This window comes from Solwaraspora sp. WMMD937, from assembly GCF_029581175.1.
GTDB lineage: Bacteria > Actinomycetota > Actinomycetes > Mycobacteriales > Micromonosporaceae > Micromonospora_E.
Genome location: NZ_CP120738.1, coordinates 5,126,184 through 5,143,540 on the forward strand (window position 1 = coordinate 5,126,184; position 17,357 = coordinate 5,143,540).

The window sequence follows — 17,357 nt, forward strand, 5'->3', positions numbered from 1 at the left end:
AGCAGCCCTGACAACGTCGGGACGTGTCGGCACTGCCAGACGATGCGGGTCCGGCAAGCGAGACCAGAAGGTACAACGCGAGTGAACCGGTGGCTGAAGCCCTGTAATCCTTGTGCCAGCTCGAACCTGGTGGATATGGGCTGGTGTGCAGCGCGCGGAACCCTCTCCAGTGAAGGGTCCGACTTCGTGGCAGTGTCCTTGTAGTTGCTGCGGAGACCACGCTGAATGTCTGCGGCGTAGGCGTGGTGATGCTGTCGGGGTAAAGCCGGGTGCCGTGCTGGTCGAACGGTTGCGCAGTGAACGTGGGAACCGCCTGATGATCGTCCTTTGACCGGGCAGCCGGCCCGTGCGGGGGACAGGCCCATCGCCGGCTGATGATCATCAGGCGGGACGGAGGCTCCGTAGTAGTCCGAGCGCGGGAGAGCCGTGTACATGGCGAAGGGAGCCAGCAAGTCAGCAGGGAGGATGCTGGAATGCCAGGAGGTCGCCGGTGAATACCGACGAGCTGGAATCGGCGCTGTACCGGGCCGAATTGCGGGTACTGGGTATTCAGACCAAGCTGCACCGTTGGGCGACCAACGATTCTCATCAACGGTTTGACGACCTGTTCAACCTCGTCACCGATCCCGCGTTCTTGCTGGTTGCGTGGAATCGGGTGCGGAGTAACAAGGGAGCCCGTACGGCTGGGATCGATGGCCGAACCGTCGTGATGGTCGAAGCGGGCTTGGGTGTTGAGGGTTTCCTTGCCCAGCTGCGGTCGCAACTCAAGGACCGCAGTTTCCGACCGGTTCCGGTGCGGGAACGGATGATCCCGAAGGCGAATGGCAAGTGGCGTCGTCTGGGTATCCCGACCGTCGCGGACCGGGTGGTGCAGGCGTCCCTGAAGCTGGTGCTGGAGCCGATTTTCGAGGCGGATTTCCTCCCGTGTTCCTACGGGTTCCGTCCCGGGCGTCGGGCTCATGACGCGATCGCTGAGAGCCGTCATTTCGCCTCCCATCACTACGAGTGGGTGGTCGAGGGCGACATCGAGGCATGCTTCGACATGATCGATCACGTGGCTCTGATGGACCGAGTCCGTGGCCGGATCGGAGACAAGCGGGTCCTGAGCCTGGTGAAGGCGTTTCTCAAGGCGGGCATCCTGGAGCAGGACGGCGCGCTGCGAGACAGCGACACCGGCACTCCGCAGGGCGGGATCTTGTCGCCGCTGCTGGCGAACGTCGCTCTGGGGATCCTGGACGAGCATATCGCCCAGGCCCCAGGAGGGCCGAACTCCGCCCAGGGCGAGCGGGCCAAACGCAAACGTCAGGGGAAGGCGAACTTCCGGCTGGTCCGGTACGCCGACGATTTCCTGGTATTGGTCGCGGGTGACCGCGACCATGCGAAAGACCTGCGCGACCAGGTGGCAGAAGCCCTCACTCCGATGGGTTTGCGCCTGTCGGTGGAGAAGACGAAGATCACGCACATCGACGAAGGGCTGGACTTCCTCGGCTGGCGCATCCAGCGTCACCAGAAGAAGGGCACTGCCCAGCGGTACGTCTACACCTATCCGGCCAAGAAGTCGGTGCAGGCCGTGGTGGCCAAGGTGCGGACGATCTGCCGCAGGAACGTCAACATGCCACTGGAAGCCCTGCTCCGGGAGCTGAATCCCGTGTTGCGAGGCTGGTGTGCATACTTCCGGCCCGGAGTGTCCAGCGCCACGTTCCAATACCTGTCCCACTATGCGTGGGAGACGGTGATCCGCTGGGCGCGGCGCAAACATTTCAAGGCCAACTGGAAGACCATCCGCCGCATCTACTGCCGCGGTGGTTGGTGGCCGGTCACGGAACGTGGATCGCTGTTCAACCCTGCGAAGGTGCCCACCACGCGCTACCGATATCGCGGGGCGCAGATCCCCAGCCCATGGCCATCCGCCTGGTGAGAACAACGAGGTGACCTGACGGGGCTTGTGGAGAGCCCGTTGCGTTGTGAGGCGCACGGCGGGTTCGGGAGGCGGTTCGGGGAAACCCACCGGTGGCAACACCGACAGGGCGCCCCGAACCGACCTCACTACGGACGTACGTTCGCCCGGGTGGACCGGTGGCTCCCGTCCACCCGGATGTGCTCGGACTGCGGCCGGATCAACGAGCGGATGGCGCTGGACGTCCGGTCGTGGGTGTGTCCGTGTGGCGGTCACCACGACCGGGACGTCAACGCCGCGATCAACATCAAGGCCGCCGGGCAGGCGGACGTCAACGACCGTGGAGCGCGGGTAGGACCGGGACCCGTCCCGGCACCGCGCGGTGAAACGGTAACCCACCAGAACACTGCGCGTGTCACGCGCGGCGTGGCTGGAATCGCCGCCGATTAGGGCGGCGAGGATGGCAAGGCGCGATGGAGTTCATCCACCCGGTCGCCACCTCGGTCGCCGCTGTGCTGCCCGCGGCGACCCTCGCCGGTCTGGGCCTGCTCGGCTGGTGGTGGCTGTTCCGGAGGCGCCGGACCGACTGGGCCCCGACGGTCGGCTTCGACCTGGCGCTGCTGGCCGTCGGGGTGGCGGTGGTGACCAGCCGGGTGCTCTCCCCGCAGTACCTGCTCTGGCTGCTCGGGCTCGCCGCGGTCTGTCTGACCCGCCGGGACACCACACAACGGGCACCGGCCCTGCTGATCGTCGTGGCGACCGTACTGACCAGTGCCTACTTCCCGTGGTTCTAGCGGGACCGTCGGCCTTGGCAGAACCCGGGCATCCAGTTAGGTTAGGCTCACCTCATCACTGAAGGGAGTGGGATGGGCCTCGAACGTACGACGGAGACCGGTACCGGCCGCCACCGGGTGGTGCTCACCGACCAGGTACAGATCGATGCTCTCGCAAAGGTCTACCGCCAGGTGCACGCCAAGGACCTGCACCTGACCGACCACACCGAGCCGTCGGTGGAGCAACGGCTGGAGTGGACAGCGCAGGCACCCGGGTTCGCCGCCACCGTCGGCTACGTCGGTGACCAACTGGCCGGAACGGTGATGGGCTGTCCGCTGCCACCGGAGACGCTCTGGTGGCGCGACCTGAGGTCGGGTGCCGACCCGGACCTTGCCCGGGAGTGGCCGGGGCGGACCTTCGCTGTCTGCGAGGCGTTCGTGCTGCCCGAGTTCCAACGTCAGCAGGTCGGCGTGGCGTTGTTCTCCCAGTTACTGGCCAGCCGCACCGAGGAACGGGCCTCACTGGCGGTCGCCGATTCCAACTCCCGGGTGCTGCGCAGCATGCGGGTGCTGGGCTGGCAGCACGTCGGCGACCTGGTGCCCTTCCCCGGCTGGCGCCGGCACGCCATGTTCGTCCGACCGTTGCCCTGGTGATCCGGTCGGCTCCGGGAACGGCGCCGGACCGGTCGCGGGCCGGTACCGGCGCTGGTGGCGGACGCCGACCGCGACTCCGGCGAGGATCAGCACGATCGCGGCCACCGCGACCGCCGGGTAGCCGACCCGGGCCGCCGCCGTCAGGCCGAGCGCCGCAGCCAGGTAGGAGCAGACCAGCCCGAACGACGACAGCACAGTGAAGTCGGTACCCCCGGTGCCCGGCCGGGAGTAGTCCATGTTCACCGTGTACAGCGCGACGTTCGCCACTGTGTACGCGGCCATGAAGCAGCACAACGCGACCGTGGTAAAGGCGCCGGCGGCCCGTCCGGCGAACATCGGCAGCAGCAGCACGGTGGCGACGGCCAGCGACCCGCCGCCGGCCACCAGCACTCCGGCCCGGCCGATCCGGTCGACCAGGCCGCCGGCCACCAGCCCGGCGACGACGGCCGGGACGCTGGTGACGATCCCGGTGACGAAGCCGATCCGCTGCAACGACCAGCCGGCGTCGACCAGGGCCGGCGACACCAGTCCGTACGCCGCACCGGCTCCCATGTAGAGCAGCGGCACCACGCCGAGGGCCCAGCGGCGGCAGCCGGGCTGACCCAGGACGGACAGCAGCGCGCCGTACGCCTGAAGCGCCCCGGCCGGCCGGGCGATCCGCTCGGGCTCGCGGAACCGCCACACCACCAGCAGACCGGTCGCAGTGAGCGCGGCGAGCAGGCCGACCGCCGCCTGCCAGCCGAACCGGTCGTAGACCACCACGCAGACGCCGCCGCCCAGAATGTTGCCGACATAGCTCGCCGACACCTGGATCCCGTTGCCGGTGCCCCGGACCGAGTCGGCCAGCATCCGCACCGCGATCGCATCAGCGGCGATGTCCTGGGTGGCGGACAGGAACACGAACAGCGCGCAGATCAGCACGATCGGGCCGATCCGCCCGGTCGCCGGGTCGGCGGCGAGCAGGGCCAGCAGGGCCAGCACCATACCGCTCTGCAGCATCAGCAGCCAGGAGCGGTAGTGGCCGCCGCGCCGTGGGCCGTACCGGTCCAGGATCGGTGCCCAGAGGAACTTGACCGGCCAGATCAGGCCGATCAGGTTGAGCAGCGCGAGAGTGTCCAGCGAGGTGCCGCCGGACCGCAGGATGCTGGCCAGTCCGACGGTGATGAAACCGAATCCCAGGTACTGGGTGACGTACAGCGCGGTCAGGATCGGCATGGTCCGCCCGCGGGCGGCGACCGTGACGGTCATCCGGCAGCCCTCCCGCCGACGCCGAGCGGCCACCCCGGAATCCACCGGGTAATCCACCTGGTGGGACGCAGGTCACAAGCGTCCGCTCGACCTCTGCTGGCGGCATGAATCCGCTGGTCACGACGCACGGCAGCGGTCCCACCGAGGGGCGTGGGACGTGCCTGCCGGCCCCGTGCCCCGTGGAGAAGGGGTCCTGCCCAGTTCCGTTTCACCGGCCCTCCAAGTAGCCTCGCCTAAGTTAGGTTAGGTTACCCTTATGGAGGCGGTGTTGGAGAGACCAATGTACCCGCATCTGTTCGGCCGGCACACCGTGGACGCCTACGTGTCCAGCATCGACCGGACCGCAGCGGTCCTCGCCGACCGTGTACGGGCGGTCCGCCAGCCGTACTCCGGCGACGCCGTGGCACCACTGCAGGCCAAGGTCGACAGCGTCGACCTGGACGCGCCGCTCGGCACCACCGACGCCGCGCTGGACGAGGTCGCCGGCCTGTATCTGGACCACGCGGTGTGGTTCCACGAGCCCACCTACCTGGCCCACCTAAACTGCCCGGTGGCGATCCCCGCGCTCAACGCCGAACTGCTGCTCGCCGCCGTCAACACCTCGGTCGACACCTGGGACCAGAGCACCACCGGCACGCTGATCGAGCGGCGGCTGATCGCCTGGACGGCCGAGCGGATCGGTTTCGGCCCGACCGCCGACGGCGTCTTCACCAGCGGTGGCACCCAGTCGAACCTGCACGGTCTGCTACTGGCCCGGGAGGACCGCCTGGTCCGCGCCGACGCCGACCGGGCCACGATGCTGCCCCGGCTGCGGGTCCTGGCCACGGCGGAGAGCCACTTCAGCGTCGGCAAGTCCGCCGGTCTGCTCGGGCTCGCCGCCGACGCGGTCGTCCCGGTCGCCACCGACGGCGCCGGCCGGATGGACCCGGTGGCGCTCGACGCCGAGATCGACCGGCTGCTCGACCAGGACCTGGTGCCGATGGCGGTCGTCGCCACCGCCGGCACCACCGACCGCGGCTGTGTCGACCCGCTCGCCGCGATCGGCACCGTCTGCCGCGACCGGGCGGTGTGGCTGCACGTCGACGCGGCGTACGGCTGCGGTCTGCTGATCTCCACCCGCCACCGGCACCTGCTCGACGGCATCGCCGCCGCCGACTCGGTCACCGTCGACTTCCACAAGAGCTTCTTCCAGCCGATCAGCTCCAGCGCCATAATCGTCCGGAACGCGCCGACCATGCGGCGGGTCGCGGTGCACGCCGACTACCTGAACCCACGAACCGCGACCGTGCCGAACCAGGTCGACAAGAGCCTGCAGACCACCCGCCGGCTGGACGCCCTGAAGTTGTGGATGACGTTGCGGGCGATCGGCGCCGACCAGCTCGGCGAGATGTTCGACCAGGTCGTCGACCTGGCTCAGCAGGCATACGGTCTGCTCCGCGAGTGCGACGACTTCGAGCTGGTCATGCGACCGGTGCTGAGCACCGTGCTGTTCCGGTACCGACCGGACTGGCTACCGGTGCAGGACTGCGACCGGCTGCTGCCCCGGCTGCGGGCTCGGCTGTTCGCCGACGGCACCGCGATCATCGCCGGCACCGTCGTCGACGGGCACTACTGGCTCAAGTTCACGCTGCTCAACCCGAACACCACCGTCGAGGACCTGCGTACCGTGATCGAGCTGATTCGCCGCACCGGCCAGGAGCTGCTCGACGCCGAATGGGATCCGGCGCTCATCGCCCCGGAGCCGGTCACCCCGGAGGTGTGCGCCAATGCGAACGTATGACTTCGTCGCCGTCGGGCTCGGGCCGTTCAACCTCGGTCTGGCCTGCCTGACCGCGCCGGTCGACGACCTGGACGGGGTGTTCCTGGAGCAGCGAGACGAGTTCGCCTGGCACCCCGGGCTGATGATCGAGGGAGTCACCATCCAGGTGCCGTTCCTGGCCGACCTGGTGACAATGGCCGACCCGACGTCGCCGTACTCGTTCCTCAACTATCTGAAGCAGACCGGCCGGCTCTACCGCTTCTACATCCGGGAGAACTTCTACCCGCTGCGTGCCGAGTACGACGCGTACTGCCGCTGGGCGGCCGCCCAGCTGCCCAACGTCCGGTTCGGCAGCCGGGTCGAGCGGGTCGAGCACGACGCCGCGACCGGCGACTACCTGGTACGGGTCGCCGAGGCCGGCACCGGGGCGACGACGACGCTGCGGACCCGGCGGCTGGTGCTCGGCATCGGCACCGTGCCGTACCGCCCGGCGGTGGTCCGGGACCTGCCCGGCCCGGCCGTGCACAGCGCCGACTACCTCGCGGACAAGGCCCGGCTGCAGAGCCTCGGGTCGGTCACCGTGGTCGGCAGCGGGCAGAGCGCCGCGGAGATCTACCTCGACCTACTGGAGGAGATCGACACCCACGGCTACCAGCTCAACTGGGTCACCCGGTCGCCCCGGTTCTTCCCGATGGAGTACACCAAGCTCACCCTGGAGATGACCTCACCGGAGTACGTCCGCTACTTCCACGCCCTGCCGGCGGCCAGCCGGGACCGGCTCAACCGGGACCAGCGCAACCTCTACAAGGGCATCAGCGGAGACCTGGTGGACACCATCTTCGACACGCTGTACCGCAAGGACGTCGGCGGCCCGGTGCCGACCACCCTGCTCACCGGGACCGCGCTGACCGGCGCCGACTGGGACCCCGACACCGGACGGTACCGACTCGCCCTGCACCACCAGGAGCAGGACCGCGATTTCACCATGGATACCGACGGCCTGGTGCTCGCCACCGGCTACCGGCCGGCCGTGGCGGCGTTCCTGGACCCGGTCCGCGACCGGATCCGGTGGGACGAGCGGGGCCGGTTCGACGTGGCGCTCGGTTACACCGTCGACCACGGCGACCGGGAGATCTTCGTGCAGAACGCCGAGGAGCACACCCACAGCCTCACCGCACCCGACCTGGGCATGGGCCCCTACCGCAACTCGGTGATCATCGCCAACATGCTCGGCCGCGAGGTCTACCCGATCGAGCGCAAGATCGCCTTCCAGCACTTCGGCGCACCGTCGGACAGCAACACACCGTCGGCACCGGCTGCCGCTACCGGTCCGGTGGTCACGCAGCGGCAGGAGGCGCTCATCCGGTGACCGCCGCCACGACGATCATGTTCACCATCGACGACCCGCTCGGCCGGATGACCGTCGAACCGCTCGACGTCGCCGCTCACGCCGATCTGCTGCACGCCTGGATCACCCACCCCCGGTCGGTGTTCTGGGGGATGCCCGACGCCGACCTCGACACCGTACGGCGCGAGTACCAGCGCATCGACGCCAACCCGCGCCATCACGCGTGGCTCGGCCGACTCGACGGCGTACCGCTGTTCCTCACCGAGACCTACGAACCCGCACACAGCGAACTCGCCGACCACTACCCCGTACAGCCCGGCGACGTCGGGATGCACGTGCTGGTCGCACCGCCGGACGGCGAGCCCCGGCACGGGGTGACGTCGGCGGTGATGCGGACGGTGATGGCCTTCGTCTTCGCCGACCCGGCGCACCACCGGGTCGTCGTCGAGCCCGACGTACGCAACGAGGCGATCGCCGTGAAGAACGCCGAAGCCGGCTTCGTCGTCGACCGGCTGATCCAACTGTCCGACAAGCAGGCCCGGCTCAGCTTCTGTTCCCGGTCCGCGTTCAGTGCCAGCCGGCTTGGCGGTACCCGCAGTCCGGAGGGCAGCAGCCCGAGCGACGGCGCGGCGGCCGATGCCGACGGACCAGCCACGGAGAGCCCAATGACACCCCCCGCCCACCTCGCGCCGGGCCCGATCACCGCCGCCCACCGCCAGCTGGTCGCCAAGGCCATCGCCGAGTTCAGCCACGAACGGCTGATCCAGCCCCGGCCCGACGACACGTTCCCGGCCGGCCCCGGCGGCGACGGGTACCAGCTGTCGACCAGCGACCGGGTCGCGTACCGGTTCCGGGCCCGCCGGTACGCTCTGGACCACTGGCTGATCGACGCCGCGTCGCTGACCCGCGAGGTCGCGGGCGCACCGGCCGAGCTGGACGCCCTCGACCTCGTCGTCGAGCTGCGGGAGACGCTGGGCATTCCGGCGAAGCTGCTCGGCACCTACCTGGAGGAGATCAGCGCCACCCTGGCCGGTGCCGCCTGGAAGCACCACCACCGGCGGGAACGCGCCGCCGACCTGGTGCACGCCGACTTTCAGACCATCGAGTCGGCGATGACCGAGGGGCACCCGCTGTTCGTCGCCAACAACGGCCGGATCGGCTTCGGCCTGGCCGACCACGAGGCGTACGCGCCGGAGGCCGGCACCCCGGTGCGGCTGGTCTGGCTGGCGGTACGCCGCGACCTCAGCACCTTCACCGCCGGCCACGGCGTCGACGAGCAGAGCCACTACCTCGACGAACTGGGTGCCGAGACGCTGCACCGGTTCGCCGACCAGCTGCGCGACCTCGGCCTCGACCCGGCCAACTACCGGTACCTGCCGGTGCATCCGTGGCAGTGGGAACACAAGGTCGGCGTCACCTTCGCCGCCGACGTGGCGTCCCGGGCGATCGTCCCGGTCGGCACGAGCCCGGACCGGTACCGGGCGCAGCAGTCGATCCGTACCTTCTTCAACATCGACCACCCGCACCGGCACTACGTCAAGACCGCACTGTCCATCCAGAACATGGGCTTCATGCGCGGGCTGTCCCCGGCCTACATGCGGGCGACCCCGCCGATCAACGACTGGGTCGCCGACCTGGTCGCCGGCGACGACACACTGCGCGACTGCGGGTTCGAGGTGCTGCGGGAGCTGGCCTCGGTCGGCTACACCGGGGACGCGTACCACCGCAGCGGGGCACCGGTCTCGGCGTACCAGCGGATGCTCGCCGCGTTGTGGCGGGAGAGCCCGGTGCCCCGGATCGCGCCCGGGCAGCGGCTGGCCACCATGGCCAGCCTGCTGCACCGCGACCGCGACGGCGCGCACCTGGCCACCGCCCTGATCGCGGCGTCCGGCCTGCCGGCCGCCGACTGGCTGGCCCGGTACCTGCGGGCCTACCTGCGCCCGCTGCTGCACTGCCTGCTCGGCCACGACCTGGCGTTCATGCCGCACGGGGAGAACCTGATCCTCGTGCTGGCGGACCACGTACCGGTCCGGGTGTTCATGAAGGACATCGGCGAGGAGGTCGTCGCCATGCACGACCGCGAACTGCCGGCCACGGTCGAACGGATCCGGATGCCGGTCGACGACGACTTCCGGGTCCTGGCCGTGTTCACCGACGTCTTCGACGGGTTCCTGCGTTTCCTCGCCGCGATCCTGGACGCCGACGGGGTGCTGCCAGCGGACCGGTTCTGGCAACTGGTCGCCGAGTGCGTCCGCCAGCACGGCGACGACCACCCGCAGTTGCGGGACCGGTTGGACTTCTTCGCGCCCACCTTCCGGCACTCCTGCCTGAACCGGTTGCAGCTGCGCAACACACTGCAGATGGTCGACCTGACCGATCAGGCCGGGTCGTTGATCTTCGTCGGTACACAGGACAACCCGATCGCCGCCGTCGCGGCGCCGGCCCCGTGACGGCTCCGTCCGGCGCCGGCGCCGGGACGGCCCGGTACGGCACCGCTCGGTCCGGGCGGGTGTACCGGGACGGGTACGGCGTACCGCACCTGTGGGCGGCCGACGTCGACGACCTCGCCTACCTGCAGGGGCACACCGCCGCCACCGACCGGGCCTGGCAGATTGAGGTCGAGCGGTGGCGCTCAGAGGGCGCGCTGGCCAGCCGGCTCGGCCCGACCGAGGTCGGCTGGGACCGGTTCGCCCGCCGGATCCGCCTCGACGACACCGCTGAACGCTGCTTCCACCGGCTGGACCCGGCGACCCGCCGCTGGGTGGGCGCGTACGTCGACGGCGTCAACGACGGTCTCGCCGAGGGCGCCGTCGCGGCACCCGAGTTCGCCGCCACCGCCACCACCGCCGGCACCTGGCGGCCGTGGACCCCGCTCGGCGTGTTCCTGGTGCAGCACGTGCTGTTCGGCACCTTCGGCAACAAGCTGTGGCGGGCGCACGTCACCGCCACCCTCGGTCCGGCCGCGGTCGACCTGTTCGCCATGGAGCCGCCCGCGTCGTCGGGCAGCAACGCCTGGGCGGTGACCGGACGGCACAGCGGCACCGGATCCCCGGTCATCGCCGGCGACCCGCACCGGATCCTGGAGCTGCCCAACGTCTACCAGCAGGTACAGCTGACCTGCCCCGAATTCGACGTCTTCGGGTTCGCCTTCCCCGGCGTACCGGGGCTACCACACTTCGGTCACGCCGGCGACGTCGCCTGGGCGATCACCAACGCCATGGCCGACTACCAGGACCTGTACCGCGAACAGCTGCGCCGGGTCGACGGACGGGTGCTGGTCCGCCAGGTCGACGGCTGGGCCCCGGTGCCGGCGCACACCGAGCTGATCGCGGTACGCGACGCCGACCCGGTGCCGGTCGAGGTGGTCGAGACTCCGCGCGGGCCGGTGATCGACGTGGACCGACGCACCGGTGAGGCGATCAGCCTGCGGACACCGAGCCGGGTCGGCGGGGCGCTGGGCTTCGACGCGCTGCTGCCGCTGCTGCGCGCCCGCCGGGTCGGCGACGTGGAACGGGCACTGCGGCACTGGGTGGAGCCGGTCAACAGCGTGCTGGTCGCCGACCGTACCGGCGCGGTACGGCGGCTGGTCGCCGGCCGGGTGCCGGTGCGCGACGACCGGTGCCGGCAGGTGCCGGTGCCCGGCTGGGCACCCCGGTACGCCTGGCGACCCGGGTACGCCGCCCTGCCCGCCGCCGACGTGTCCGACGTGGTGGTCAATGCCAACGACCGGCGCGGCGGCGACACGGCGGACCTCGGCGTCGACTTCGCCCCACCGCACCGGGCCCGGCGGATCCGCCAGCTGTACGACAGCGGGGCCGCGCCCGAGTCGGTGCACATGGACACCCTGGTGCCAACGGCCGGGCTGCGCCGGCTGCTACGCGGCCTCGACCTGACCGACCAGCCCGGGCCGGTCCGACAGCTGCGCGAGAAACTGCTCGAGTGGGACGGTCGGATGGCGGCCGACAGCGCCGACGCCGGGCTGTTCGCCGTGTGGCGGGCCGCGTTGGTCCACCGGCTGTCCGCCGAGCCCTGCCTGCGGCCGCTGCACGCCGAACCCGGCTTCGACGAACTGTTCGCCCCGTGGACCGACCCGGTGGGCCGGATCGGGCTGGCGCTGGACCGGCTGGTAGACGGGCTGCCCCGGCTGGGTGGCGACCCGGGCCGCTGCGCGGTGGCCGCGCTGATCGAGGTGGCCGACGGGCCGCCGCCGATTCGGTGGGGCGACCGGCACCTGCTGCACCCGGTACGGGTGCTGCCCGGCGCCGCCGACCCGGCCACCGACGCGCTCGGCGGCCCGGTCCCGCTCGACGGCGACACCGGCAGCGTCCTGGCCACCTCCAGCGTGCCCGGTGTCTCCGACGTCTGCTGGCGCGGGCCGGTGGCCCGCTACGTCTGGGACCTCGCCGACCCGTCGGCGAGCCGCTGGGTGGTGCCGTTCGGTGCCTCGGGACGGCCCGGTCACCGGCACTTCGCCGACCAGCTGCCACGGTGGACGGCGGGTCAACTGGTCCCGGTCGCGCCGGTACGGTGGACCACCGGCCCCGGCGGGACGGTACGACCGAGCGTGTACGTCGAACAGCTGTCCGGCATCGGCCGGTTCAGCCTGGTGGTGCTGGACCCCGCCGAGGACCTCGACCTGCTGCACGGCTGGGTCACCGCGCCGCGGGCCCGGTATTGGGGGATGACCGGGCACACCCGAGAACAGGTGGGCGACGTCTACCGGTTCCTCGACGGTCTCGACTCACACCACGCGTACCTGATGACCGTCGACGACGAGCCGGTCGGCATCTTCCAGACCTACCTGCCGGCCGAGGACCCGCTCGGCGAGCACTACCCGGTGCGCGACGGTGACATCGGGATCCATCTGTTCCTCGCTCCGGCCCGGCGGCCGGTCGCCGGGTTCACCGGCGCGGTGGCGGACGCGTTCACCCGCCACCTGTTCGCCGACCCGGGCCGGCGACGGATCGTCATCGAGCCGGACGTTCGCAACGACCGGGCGCTGCGCCGCTGGAAGCGGCTGGGCTTCGAGTTCGACGTGGAGCTGGTGTTGGCCGACAAGCGTGCTCAGCTGGCGTTCCTGACTCGGGAGGCGTTCACCGCCAGGCAAGCACCCGGGCGGCGTACCATCGGCCGGTGACCGCCGCTGACCAGCCACGCACCGCTGTGCCGTCCCGGGTGCTGGCCGCCGATCCGCAGCTCGCCGGGTTGCGCCGGTCGCTGGAGTACTACTACGGCGATCCGGACCGGGACGCCGCCATGGACCTGCTCTACCGGCGGTTCATCGCGCCGGGCGATCTGGTCTTCGACATCGGTGCGCACGTGGGCGACCGGGTCGGCAGCTTCCGGCGGTTGGGCGCGCGGGTGGTGGCGGTGGAGCCGCAGCCGTTGTGTGCCCGCGCGGTACGGCTGGTCTACGCGGACGATCCGGCGGTGACCGTCCTGCCGGCGGCGTGCGGTGACACCGCCGGAGCGGTACGGATGTACATCAACTCGGCCAACCCCACGGTCTCCACCGCGTCGGCCGACTTCGTGAGTGCCGCCGACGGTGCCGCCGGCTGGTCGGACCAGGTCTGGGACGGCGAGATCGAGGTGCCGGCGACGACCCTGGACCAACTGGTCGCCGAGTACGGCCGGCCGACGTTCGTCAAGATCGACGTCGAGGGATTCGAGGAGACCGTGCTCGCCGGGTTGTCCAGGCCGCTGCCGGCGCTGTCCTTCGAGTTCACCACGATCCAGCGGGACACGGCGCTGCGCTGTCTGCGGCGGTTGGCTGGGCTCGGCGACTACCGGTTCGACGTCGCGTTGGGTGAGAGCCAGCGGCTGATCTTCGGACGCTGGGTGTCGGAAGCGGAGATGACCGATCATGTTCGGTCGTTGCCGCACGCGGCCAACTCGGGCGACGTCTACGCGGTGCTGCCGGGCGGGTCAGCCGGCTAGCTCCGCCTGCCACCGGTCGACCTGCGGTTCGCGGCCGCGCCACAGCCAGTGCACGTCCCGCCCGAACGACCAGAGCAGCGCGGCCAGCACGCCGGCGACCAACGCGGTGACCAGCGCCGGCGGCGCGATCCCGGCGGCGGCCAGCACCAGCACTGCGCCCTGGGTGGCGGCCACCGTCTTGCGGCTGAACCGGGGCGGTAGCGGCGCCCGCAGCCAGGGCAGCAACCGGGCGGCGGCGCCGAACACGTAGCGGAAGACCCCGATCGCCAGCACCCACCAGCCGACCGACGCGGCCACGAACACGCTGAGCACCAGGACCAGCGCCGAGTCGGTTTCCATGTCGAACCGGGCGCCGAGCCGCGAGCAGGTGCCGGTCCGGCGGGCCACCTGGCCGTCTACGCCGTCGAGCGCCAAAGCCACTGCGGCCAGGGTCACCAGCAGCGCGACCGGAGCCGGACCGACGAACGAGTCGGCGACCAGCGCGGTCACGGCGCCGACCAGGGTGCCCCGGGCCAGGGTGACGCTGTCCGCCGGACCCCAGCCGGCCACCTCGGGCTGCTGCATCGCCCGGATGAGCAGCGCCCAGGTCGCCAGGCCGTAGACCAGTCCGGCCGACCAGCCGGCCACGCCGAGGCCACTGGTCGCCGCCAGGATCAGCAGGGCCGTGATCTGGGCGAGCAGCCCGATACTCGGCGCATGTACCGACCGAACAGCTTCACTACGCGCACTTACCGTCACTTTTCCTCCGTCACCGAATAGCCACCGGTGTGGTACGCCCCAGTGCCCATATCCCCACCAACGGCGATTCAGTGCGAAGAGTTCACTGGCCGGGCCGGAATTTCAAGTCGGCATCCGGATACTGTGGCGGCCGGCGCAGCCAACCAGCACTTGGTGACGATCAGTAGCCAGTCCAGACGGCTTTGGCCCCCGAGTCGCCGGCCCGCACCACGAAGTAGAGGCTCACCCCGGCGGTGACGACGACCAGACCCTTCACCACCAGGGCAAGCGCCCCGTTACCGCGGGCGCCGGTGACGGTCGTGCTGTGCGCGGCCGCGGCGACCCGGGGACCGACCAGGTAGACCAGGGCCAAGGTGGCGAGCGCCAGCACGATCGACGCGATCAGGGTCAGGTTCCCCAGTTGTTCGTGCTCCTCGATCACCGGTCGGAAACTCTCGGTGATCCGGCCGGCCGTGTCCATCCGGCTCAGAAACGCGTCGCCGGAAAGCTTGGTGACCAGGGCTGCGATCGGCGTGACAACGGCCAGCACGGCCAGCACCCACCGGGTGTGCGCACGGATGAACGGGACCAGGGCGTACCCGACCGCCAGCAACGCCAGCAGCGGGACGAAGACCACTGCCGCATGCAGCAGCAGTGGATGGGCGGGGATTCCCGCGACTTCCTCGAACATGTCTACGCCTCCTCGGCGGTTCCACGGCAGTCATGGCGACCAGGGATCGGAGGCTAACCCACCAGGAACCGGTACGGCAGCCGCCACCCGGCGACCGCCGGGCGGCGCGCGTGTCGCTGAGTCGGTCAGGAGTCCTCGTCCTCGTCCGCGGACGGAAGCCGCCACCGTCGTTCCTGCGGACCACGTTGCGCACCGAGGGTGTCCTCCGGTTCGGTGGTCTGCTCGAAACTGGGCCGGCGGACCTGTTCCGGCCGGGGCACCTGGACGGCCCGGGCACCGGACACCGGGTCCGGCACGAAGGTGGCGATGTCGGTCGGACCCTGCGCCGGACCGCGCGGGACGATCCGGTGGGCGGCCGGATCACGGTGTAGTTCGTCGACGAGGTGCTGCGGCGGCTCGGTGTCCCGTTGCGGCAGGTCACGACCGAGATCCGCGACGAACAGGCCGTACTTGGCCTCGAAGGCCGGGCGTTCGGACCTGATCCGGGGCAACCGGTCGAAGTTACGCAGCGGCGGCGGACAGGTGGTCGCCCACTCCAACGAGTTGCCGAACCCCCACGGGTCGTGCACGCTCACCTGCTCGCCGAATCGGTACGACTTCCACACGTTCCAGAAGAAGAACAGCGTGGACGCCCCGAGGATGAACGATCCAATGGTGGCGATCGTGTTCAGGACGGTGAAGCCGTCGGTCGGCAGATAGTCGGCGTACCGGCGAGGAAAGCCCTCACTGCCGAGCCAGTGCTGGACCAGAAAGGTGGCGTGGAAGCCGATGAACATTGTCCAGAAATGCGCCTTGCCGAGCCCTTCGTCGAGCAGTCGGCCGGTCATCTTCGGGAACCAGAAATAGATTCCAGCGAACGCCGCGAATACGATCGTACCGAACAGAACGTAGTGGAAGTGGGCCACGACGAAGTAGGTGTCGGTGACGTGGAAGTCGATCGGCGGACTGGCCAGCAGCACTCCGGTCAGCCCGCCGAGCAGGAAGGTCACCAGGAATCCGACGGAGAAAAGCATCGGCGTCTCGAACGTCAACTGCCCCTTCCACATGGTGCCGATCCAGTTGAAGAACTTGATCCCGGTAGGGACCGCGATCAGGAAGCTGAGCATGGCGAAGAACGGCAGCAGAACCTGCCCGGTGCCGAACATGTGGTGCGCCCAGACACTCATTGACAACGCGGCGATCGCGATCGTCGCAGCCACCAGGCCTTTGTAGCCGAAGATTGGCTTGCGGGCGAAGACCGGGATGACCTCGCTGATGATGCCGAAGAACGGCAGGGCGACGATGTACACCTCGGGATGGCCGAAGAACCAGAACAGATGCTGCCACAGCATCGGGCCGCCGGTCTGCGGTGCGTACACGTGAGCGCCGAGCAGCCGGTCCGCCAGCAACGCCAGCAGCGCCGCCGCCAGCAGCGGGAACACCAGGACCACCAGCAGGGCGGTGATCAGAATGTTCCAGGTGAAGATCGGCATCCGGAACATCGTCATTCCCGGCGCGCGCAGGGTGATGATGGTGGCGATCAGGTTGACCGAGCCGAGGATGGTGCCGAGGCCGGAGACGACCAGGCCGACGATCCACATGTTGGCGCCGACGCCCGGGGTGTGCTCCATCCGGCTCAACGGGGTGTAGGCGAACCAGCCGAAGTCGGGAGCGCCGCCGGGCGTCAGAAATCCCCCCATGACCAGCAGCCCACCGAGCAGATAGAGCCAGTACGCCAGCGCGTTGAGCCGGGGAAACGACACATCCGGAGCGCCGATCTGCAACGGCACCAGGTAGTTGGCGAACCCGAACACCAGCGGGGTGGCGAACAGCAGCATCATGATCGTGCCGTGCATGGTGAACAGTTGGTTGTACTGCTCCGGCGAGAGGAACTGCATGCCGGGCCGGGCCAACTCGGCCCGCATCAGCAGGGCCATGACGCCGCCCGCCACGAAGTAGCCGAAGGACGTGCCGAGGTACAACAGTCCGATCTGCTTGGCGTCGGTGGTCCGCAGCAGCCGGGCCAGCGAGTTGCCCGGTACCGCGGCGCGGACCGGGCCGGGGGTGGCACCGTCGGCTCCCAACTCCACCGGGCGCGGCGGGGCCGGCTGTGCCGTACCCACCGTCGTGGTCTGCTCCGTCATGGCCGCCCTTCCCGCCCAGCACGTCAACCGACGGTAACTTGATAAATCGTCGGTTGAGGCGGTAAATCCGGATCAGTCGGGTCGGAGCCTGGCCGACCTCAAGGCCGGCCGGGCCGACACGGACACCGAGGTCGACTGGGTCGGACAGCTCGCCGCCGGATGGCCGATGCTCCGGGCCGTGATGGCCCACGTGCCGCTGGAGCGGGACCG

11 protein-coding genes and 3 pseudogenes are annotated in these 17,357 nt (G+C 70.0%); 10 read left to right on the forward strand and 4 right to left on the reverse strand.

Annotated features, from left to right (window positions below):
• Positions 1 to 490: 490 nt before the first annotated feature.
• The 3 genes and pseudogenes from ltrA to O7621_RS22655 form a co-directional block, all read left to right on the forward strand.
• Entirely contained in the window at positions 491 to 1,918 is a 1,428-nt protein-coding gene (gene ltrA / locus O7621_RS22640; protein WP_282231126.1) for a group II intron reverse transcriptase/maturase, read from the forward strand.
• Positions 1,919 to 2,370: 452 nt separating this feature from the next.
• Positions 2,371 to 2,691, forward strand: a complete 321-nt coding sequence (locus tag O7621_RS22650; RefSeq protein WP_282231128.1) for an MYXO-CTERM sorting domain-containing protein — start codon at positions 2,371 to 2,373, stop codon at positions 2,689 to 2,691.
• A 72-nt stretch (positions 2,692 to 2,763) separates the two neighbouring features.
• A pseudogene (locus O7621_RS22655) lies at positions 2,764 to 3,186 on the forward strand (N-acetyltransferase); the annotation flags it as partial.
• Positions 3,187 to 3,189: 3 nt separating this feature from the next.
• Here the strand turns inward: O7621_RS22655 and O7621_RS22660 are convergent.
• A complete protein-coding gene (locus O7621_RS22660; RefSeq protein ID WP_282231129.1) occupies positions 3,190 to 4,572 on the reverse strand; it encodes an MFS transporter in 1,383 nt (460 codons plus the stop codon).
• Between the two features lie 256 nt (positions 4,573 to 4,828).
• Between O7621_RS22660 and O7621_RS22665 the strand changes: the two genes are divergently transcribed.
• From O7621_RS22665 to O7621_RS22695, 7 genes and pseudogenes are all read left to right on the forward strand, one after another.
• The gene (locus tag O7621_RS22665) at positions 4,829 to 6,352 is read left to right on the forward strand and encodes an aspartate aminotransferase family protein (protein ID WP_282231130.1); all 1,524 of its coding nucleotides are present in this window, start codon (positions 4,829 to 4,831) and stop codon (positions 6,350 to 6,352) included.
• Complete coding sequence (locus O7621_RS22670) at positions 6,339 to 7,700, forward strand: lysine N(6)-hydroxylase/L-ornithine N(5)-oxygenase family protein (protein WP_282231131.1); 1,362 nt, start codon at positions 6,339 to 6,341, stop codon at positions 7,698 to 7,700. The genes O7621_RS22665 and O7621_RS22670 overlap by 14 nt, the downstream gene beginning before the upstream one ends.
• Before the next feature lie 47 nt (positions 7,701 to 7,747).
• Positions 7,748 to 8,140 (forward strand): annotated as a pseudogene (locus O7621_RS22675) (GNAT family N-acetyltransferase); the annotation flags it as partial.
• A 204-nt stretch (positions 8,141 to 8,344) separates the two neighbouring features.
• On the forward strand, positions 8,345 to 10,129 hold the full coding sequence (locus O7621_RS22680; RefSeq protein ID WP_282234689.1) for an IucA/IucC family siderophore biosynthesis protein: 1,785 nt from the start codon (positions 8,345 to 8,347) through the stop codon (positions 10,127 to 10,129).
• Between the two features lie 59 nt (positions 10,130 to 10,188).
• Positions 10,189 to 12,195: pseudogene (locus O7621_RS22685) on the forward strand (penicillin acylase family protein); the annotation flags it as partial.
• Between the two features lie 63 nt (positions 12,196 to 12,258).
• On the forward strand, positions 12,259 to 12,816 hold the full coding sequence (locus O7621_RS22690) for a GNAT family N-acetyltransferase (RefSeq protein WP_282234690.1): 558 nt from the start codon (positions 12,259 to 12,261) through the stop codon (positions 12,814 to 12,816).
• Positions 12,813 to 13,616 carry an FkbM family methyltransferase gene (locus O7621_RS22695; protein WP_282231132.1) on the forward strand — a complete coding sequence of 268 codons (804 nt, stop codon included), beginning with the start codon at positions 12,813 to 12,815 and terminating at the stop codon, positions 13,614 to 13,616. Before O7621_RS22690 ends, O7621_RS22695 begins: the two co-directional genes overlap by 4 nt.
• Here the strand turns inward: O7621_RS22695 and O7621_RS22700 are convergent.
• The 3 genes from O7621_RS22700 to ctaD form a co-directional block, all read right to left on the reverse strand.
• On the reverse strand, positions 13,605 to 14,354 hold the full coding sequence (locus O7621_RS22700; protein ID WP_282231133.1) for a CDP-alcohol phosphatidyltransferase family protein: 750 nt from the start codon (positions 14,352 to 14,354) through the stop codon (positions 13,605 to 13,607). The two genes, O7621_RS22695 and O7621_RS22700, sit on opposite strands and share 12 nt — an antisense overlap.
• A gap of 160 nt (positions 14,355 to 14,514) precedes the next feature.
• A complete protein-coding gene (locus O7621_RS22705; RefSeq protein ID WP_282231134.1) occupies positions 14,515 to 15,024 on the reverse strand; it encodes a hypothetical protein in 510 nt (169 codons plus the stop codon).
• A gap of 125 nt (positions 15,025 to 15,149) precedes the next feature.
• Positions 15,150 to 17,147, reverse strand: coding sequence for a cytochrome c oxidase subunit I (ctaD, locus tag O7621_RS22710; protein WP_348775257.1), 1,998 nt, complete (start codon positions 17,145 to 17,147; stop codon positions 15,150 to 15,152).
• Positions 17,148 to 17,357 lie beyond the last annotated feature (210 nt).